The organism is Microbispora sp. H10836, from assembly GCF_012999525.1.
Lineage (GTDB): Bacteria > Actinomycetota > Actinomycetes > Streptosporangiales > Streptosporangiaceae > Microbispora.
In genome coordinates this window covers 1-6898 of sequence record NZ_JABBWU010000049.1, presented here as the reverse complement: position 1 = coordinate 6898, position 6898 = coordinate 1, and the positions used below count along the sequence as shown (strand labels likewise).

2 protein-coding genes are annotated in these 6898 nt (G+C 66.9%); both read right to left on the bottom strand.

Features of this window, described 5'->3' with window-relative positions:
* On the bottom strand, nucleotides 1–4675 hold a 4675-nt coding region (locus tag HHX30_RS40135), incomplete at its 3' end, for a choice-of-anchor X domain-containing protein (protein WP_169989183.1).
* A gap of 333 nt (nucleotides 4676–5008) precedes the next feature.
* Nucleotides 5009–6898, bottom strand: a 1890-nt coding sequence (locus HHX30_RS40130) for a PKD domain-containing protein (protein ID WP_169989182.1), incomplete at its 5' end; no start/stop codon positions are given.

The window sequence follows — 6898 nt, the reverse complement described above, 5'->3', positions numbered from 1 at the left end:
CGGCCACCGCCAGGCTGTAACCAAAGGCCTGAACCTTCAACTCCGTCCCGTCGGCCGCATCAGCCGGGATCGCCGACGTCACCTCAACCCTGGCACTCCACCCCGGCTCCAAAACCTTGACCGTGTTCCGGAACCCACCCTTGATCGGCGCACACTTGCCCCGCCACGGGTAACACACCGCCGCCCCCGCAAGCGCATCAGGCAGCAGAACGTCCAGCCGGACGTCGGTCGCGGGACCGTCACCCTTGTTCGTCACCGTCGCCGTCCAGGTCACCTTCGACCCCGGCCCCGGCTCGGACACCGACACCTCGGCCGTGACCTGAAGATCCGCCTGCGCCGTCGTCGGGCTCAACAGGAACGAACGAGCCGACTCGGTGAAACCGTCGGAGTCCGCCGCCCGGTCACGCACGAAACCCTGCATCAGGATCTGACCCGAGGAGTTGACGTCCCGCACGTACGACATGCCCATGCACGGCTGCGTCGTCTTACTCGCGTCCTCCGGGCACCACGGCCGAGAGAGCAGATCCTTCAGCGGATACTTCGTGCCGTCCACCCACATCACCGGCGACCTGTGCCAGGAGTTGAGACTGGGCCCCTGCTCGAACCCGACGACCAGTTCGTTGTCGCTGACCGCGGCCGCCTCGCCGATACCGAGGTCGGCCGGCTTGCCGTCCCTCCACGCATGGGCACGCTTGATCGTCTTGCCTTCATGGGCGCCGCACCGCAGGGTGCCGACCACCAAACCGGCGTCGTTGATGTCGGAAGCCCGGCCGGCCGTCTGTGCGCATCCGTCGACCGTGCCCAGGAGCTTGGTCAGCACACCGTCCGCGTAGACCGCCGGACCCGTGTCCCTGGCGGTACCGTCGGTTTCCCGACTAAGCGCGTAGCTGCCCGAGACCGCACCCCAGGCGTTGAGACGCGGGGCACCCCAGTTCTGCATGGCCTCATCCTTGTAGCTGAGACCCGCGACATAGTCCGGAGGTGCCGCGGTCCTGGCCCCTCGATCCCACATCGCGTACCTGCCCGGACTCGTATAACCGAACGCCTGACCGTTGTCGTTCAGAGTCGCGGCCGAGCCGTCCGCCGCGCTGTCGCCCGGCTGCAGGTCGGTGACCGGCCCGTCGTTGCGGAAGACGACAGCGTGCCGGGAGTTGTGGCCGTTCACCGACGTCACCGCCCAGCCGGACACGTCCCCGGCCTCGTTGACACCCGCAGCACCGGCCTCGCACTTGACCGCGCCGTCGGTGCAGGCCAGGCCACCCAGATCAGTGAAGGCCCCGTCCTGCCAGCGCACCGCGTGCTTCTTACCGTCCTCGCCGGTCACCGTGGCGGCGACCTGACCGCTGTCGTTCAACGACCACACATCGGTCCTCGACGCGTCCCCGCCGGGCAGACTGCCGATCTCGGTCACCTTGTAGGTGCCGAACCGCGCCTCCACCGTGTGCGCCCGGTCCATGGTCAGCGTCAGCGGCCCAGCGCCCCGCTCCTCACCGTCGACCACCCACCCGATCGGGACACGCCCCGCATCCGGAGTCGCGATCACCTTCACCTTCGTCCCGGCCCGGTAGGTGTCCTGCGCCGGCGACGCCGACACCGAACCCCCCGACCCGGCCGACAACGTCAGCTCGAACTCCCGCGTATCGGGCTTCTTCACCTCGATCACATCAAACGCCGTCCGCAGCCCCTTGGCCGTGTCAGCCTTCACCGTGACCGCATACACACCGTCAGCCAACGACTCGGACGCGGCACCGTACACGCCGTCGTCGGCGGCGCCGTCACCACTGTCGCCGTCGTCCTTCAACGGCAACTCGACGCGCGCGCCGTCCTCTCCGATCACGATCGCCTGCACCGGCACCCCGGTCACCGGCTGACCCTCATCGGTGACGGCACCTGTCACCGTGATGCGGCCATCCTCCGCCGGCCGCCCCACCTTCACGGTCACCTTCACCGGGTTACCGGCCACCCAGGCACCCAGATCGGCCGTGACCGGCTCCGAGGCCGTATTGGTGATCTCCAGCTTCCACGCCCCGGCCTGCGGACTGACGACACCCAGTGCCTGGATCGGCTGCTTGGCCTCGTCGCCGCCCGCCGCGTACTGCGCCGCCGTCTTCCCCGACGGATCACGCAGCAGCAACCCCACCGTCGGCGGCAGCAACGATCCCGTCACCCCGAAAGCCGTGCCCTGCGGAACATCCAGCGGCACACTCACCGTCTTGCCTGGCTCCACGACAGTGGACGGCGTGGCGAATATCGAACCGGCGTCCGTGCCGCCATCGGCACCGCCATCGTCCGTAGCTGTGGCTGCCAAGCGCGCCGGGGTGTCCGATGCCGACGTGCCGCCGACTCCCTCAGTCAACCCGGGCAGACTCGGGCCGGCGGCCTTGCCCGGCACCGATGCGAGCCGAGGCTTGACATAGGCCTGGAAATCCGGCTCCGAATCGGTCATCGACGTGTGAATCGTGCCGGTCCTGGGAGTGTCGGTATAGAACTGTGCAGCACTCCACAACGGCACGATCAGATCACCGTCGTAGAACGTCATGTGGTCCTGGCTGAGACAGGGAACTACGAAGCCCTCGCCCGCCAGGTTGGAGGGTGTCACGCCCTTGAGGTTCATGTAGTTCTTGTTGAACCAATTGCGGACGTAAGCAGTGGTGTTCTCATATGTAGCCGGGGCGTTGGGAACGACACCATGCGCGGCGGCCTGCACGACCATATCCGCACAGGGAGTCCCCCGATTGGGGGTCCCCATCTGCAACATCCGGTTCACCACCGGCTTGTAATCCGGCGAACTCGGCATCTCGCCCTGAATGTACTGCCGAGCGATCAGACCACCCATCGAGTGGGCGATGACATCGACATGCCACGCGCCTGTCCGGGTGCGCACGTTCTCAATATACTTCGCCATCTCCTTGGCGTTCTGTTCAAGCGTATTGGTCCGCTTGGAAATCGCGTCAATCGGGTCCTCGGTACCGGTGTTGAGGGTGCCACCATCGGGGCCGAACTGACCGTCGCCGACCGCGAAAGACGCACCGTTGGGGTGCAGACTCTTCAGGATCTCATGAGTGTTACCCCAAGAATCCTGCGCATTTGATTTCCAGCCGTGCACCAGGACCACCGGCTTCGGCCGCGTGAGGATGCTCGCCGACTCGGCGAAACCCTGCTCGGCACCGCCCACGTACAGCCGCGCCTTCACATACAGTTCCAGGTTCGACTTGCCGTTTTCCCAGGCCGCATCCCAGGCAACCCCCCTGGTGTCCCACTTCACCGGCACATCGACGGCCTCATGCGGCTCGAGATCGACCGAGACCGGCTCTACGGGCAATGGTGTGCCGGGCACGGCCTCACCCGGATTCGGCGACTTGGACAGCTTGAGCTGGACGGTAACAGGCAGGGTGCTGGGATTGGTCACCGAAACGATGAGGCGTGCCGGGTCCCCGTCGGTGACCGACGCAGCCTCACTCCAGTCATTCGACGGGTACTTCTTCGTCTCAAGCTTGACCGAAGTGACGACGGGTTGGCCTCCCAAGTCGAGCAGGAAGGCGTAGTCCCTGATGAGGTTGGCGTATCGGCCGATAACAGCGATCTGGTTGCGGTCGTTGATGCCAGTGGCATACCTGAGCTGCACGTCCCAGCCCGCTGCCCGCACCAGGTCGGTCAGGTCGACAGGGCGGCCGTCCAGGTACAAAGCGGCTCTTGGCGTGCCGTCGGCTGCGTACTTCACTCCTACGCCGATACCGGCGTTGTTGATCGCGTACACCTTGCCGCCGTAATCGGTGTGCTGGACATGGGGCTCGCGGTTCGCGTCCCAGATGATGGGGATGGCACCGCCATCCGCGTCCTCTTGCTCAGCGAAGCCGGCGACCTCGTAGTTGTCGTTGATGTCATAGGCTTCGGTGTGATCCCAGCCACCGTCGTATGGCAGCAGGTCTCGCGGGACCTGGACGGGTTCACCGGGCTTGGTGCGGAACGCGACGTGACCGTTGCCCGTGTTTCTGACACCGACGACCGAACCGAAGTTGTTCAGGGAACGGCCTTCGGTAGCACCCTTTCCGTTGCCCCAATCCTCGTCCAGGTCTTCGGGCTTGATCAGCTCCAGAACGGAGCCGTCCGGGTCTCGCACCCAGTGCGTCCCCGCGATCTGCCCCTTGTCGTTGATGGCTACCGCAGCGTCGCAGCAACGCCACCCATCGCCCGCAGGGGCCGGCTCCAGAAACGTCACCGCACCGTCCTTGTAAACAAAGGACGTCGGTTTGCCAGGGCCGTTGTCCACATGGCCGACCACCGTGCCGTCATCGTTGACGTCGTAGCCTATGGACTCGTATAGAGCGTTATCGGGGTTGGAGAACAGCGAGTGGATATCGATGTTCCCGTCTTGCGAGAACAGGGCGGCTTTGAATCCCTCGGGCCAAGGACCACCTATGGACCCAGCGACCTGGCCCTTGTTGTTGATTTTTTTGACTTGGCCGTAGGACGTATGAAGATCGGCCAGGCGGATGAGCTTCACTTCCGTGTCCGCGGCCGCGTTCGCGTCCCCGGAGGACGCCGGGACAGGCACAGACAGAGCGGGCGATGAAATGGCGAGAGAGCCGACCATCGCAGTGATCAAACTGACCACCACGGCGATCAGAGAGGTCGCGACCCGTCGAACGGAAACGCGCTTGGCTAACGGACTCAACAGTAAGACTCCTCAACTACGAAGCGCCTTGCGGCGCAGTAGTGAATGCAGCACAGGGTCCGCCGAATCGGTCCGGCCCCGGCTGCCGAGACGATGAGGGCGTCCAGCGCTTGGAGGATCAGGTGCGACTCCGGGTTCACCGGCAGCCTCTGAACAGGAGCGGCCAGGCGGAATGACTGTAGTCATCCCGCCCCGCTCGCCGCTTTTTCGTGTTGCTGTCTGCCCTGCTTCTCGGCCCTGCTGGTTTGCCACTTGTGGTGGGACGGCAGGGCCGAGGAGGACCCTGCGCGCTCGCGGCCGCGCCACGAGCGCGCAGGATGTTGCGGCTTCGGGTCAGCCGCTGACGCGCAGCACGCCGTTCACCGGGGACGGTGAGCCGGTGGGCTGGTTGTCGTAGATCCGCTCACCCTTGCTGTTCCAGACGACCAGGTGGAGCTGGTCGGGCTTCCCGGCTCCGGGGTCGGTCGCGGTGATCTCGAAGACGACCTTCCCGGCTCCCTTGACCGTTCCGGTGCCGCGCAGGGTCGCGGTGCCACCGGTCGCCGACAGCACCCGGTAGGAGGCGCCGCCCAGGGTGAAGCCGGGCGCGGTGTAGGTCAGCTCACCGGTGGGCGTGTCGCCCTTGCCCTTGTTCTTCTTCTTGTTGTCGTAGGGGTAGTGGGCGGTGAGGGTGAAGGAGGCCTTGCCCTCCTCCTTGGCGCACTCGGTGGTCACCGTGCACGCCCCTGCGGGGGTGGCGACGGTGCCGGCCCCGACCACCGACGCGGTCCGGTCGTAGACCAGCACCCGCACCTTGGCACCCTCGACCGTGTCGGCCGTGGTCCGGCCGCCGTGGTCGTCGGCGACCGTGACCGCCACCTCGTACACGCCCGGCTCGGTGAACACGTACGGCAGGTCCACCGTGCCCTCGACCCCGCTCTTGGGCCCGCTCTTGCCCTCAGCCGTGGTCTTGGCCGTGCTGTGGGCCTTGGGCTTGGCGTGGCGTTCGGCCACCGCTCCGGCGACCTGCCGGCCGCCGACGGTCCAGGTCGCGGTGTGGGAGTCACCCACGCCCGCGTCGGTGAACGAACCGCTGAACGTCACCGGCTCACCGACCGCCACCGTCTCCGGCGGCGCCTTCAACGCCACCTGCGGAGCGGCGTTGGTCACATGGACCACCACCTGCGCGCTACCGGCACCGCCCTTGTCATCGGTGACCGTCAGCACCACCGTGTAATCACCCGCCGAAGCGAACACATGCTCCAGCTTCAACTGGCCGGCGGTTGGCGTCAGCGGCTGCGGACCCGACCCGTCCCCGTAGTCCACCGTGTAGGACCAGTCACCGGAATCGGGGTCGGTGAACGAGCCCAGCCCGATCCAGGTGCTGCCCGCCTCAACGGTGTCCATCGACGTCCGCACCGTCACCTCGGGCGCCTGGTTCGGCGTCTGCCCCGCGGTGACCGTGACGGTGAACGTCGCCGTGGCCTCCAGCCCGCCGTCATCGGTGACCTTCACCGTGACCGGGTAGGTCCCCGCGGTCGCCCACTGGTGCTCCAGCGCGATCTGCTTGGCCGCCGTGGGCGTGACCGGCTGCGGGCCGGACCCGTCGCCGTAATCCACCGTCGCCGTCCAGGAGGTGGAGTCCGGATCGGTGAAGGTCACCGTCCGCTGCAACGCCTCACCCGTGCTGACCTCCGCGTCCGGCCCAGGGGACACCACCGGAGCCGTGTTCGCCCCCGCCTCCTCGATCACATAAGGAACTTCCAGCCCCGCCGGCCCGTTCACACCGTCGTAGACCAGCACGAGCGCCCGTCCGCTGGTGGCGGAGGTGAACGTCGTGGTCGCCGTGACCGTCCCGCCACCCGGACGCGAGGTCACCGTGACCGGCACCGGAGCCTGCCCGGCTCCCCAGGACACCATCGCGGTGTGGTTGTCACCGGTGTCGGGATCGGTGAACTCCACCGTCAGGGTGAGCGGCTTACCGACCACACCCCGCAACGGAGTCGCCGGCGGCTTGATCACCGGCACCGCGTTCACCGCCGCCCCCGTACCGGTCAACGGCAGCGTGTAGGCCGGCTCGGCACCGTCAGCGGTGGTGAACGTCAGCGCACCACTGGCCGGACCCTCCTGCGCCGGAGCGAACCTCACCTCCACCACGCAGCTGTGACCGACCGCCAACTCCACCGGGCAGGCGTTCGTCTGCGCGAACGGCCCGCTGACCGCGATCGCCTTCAACGGGATCGG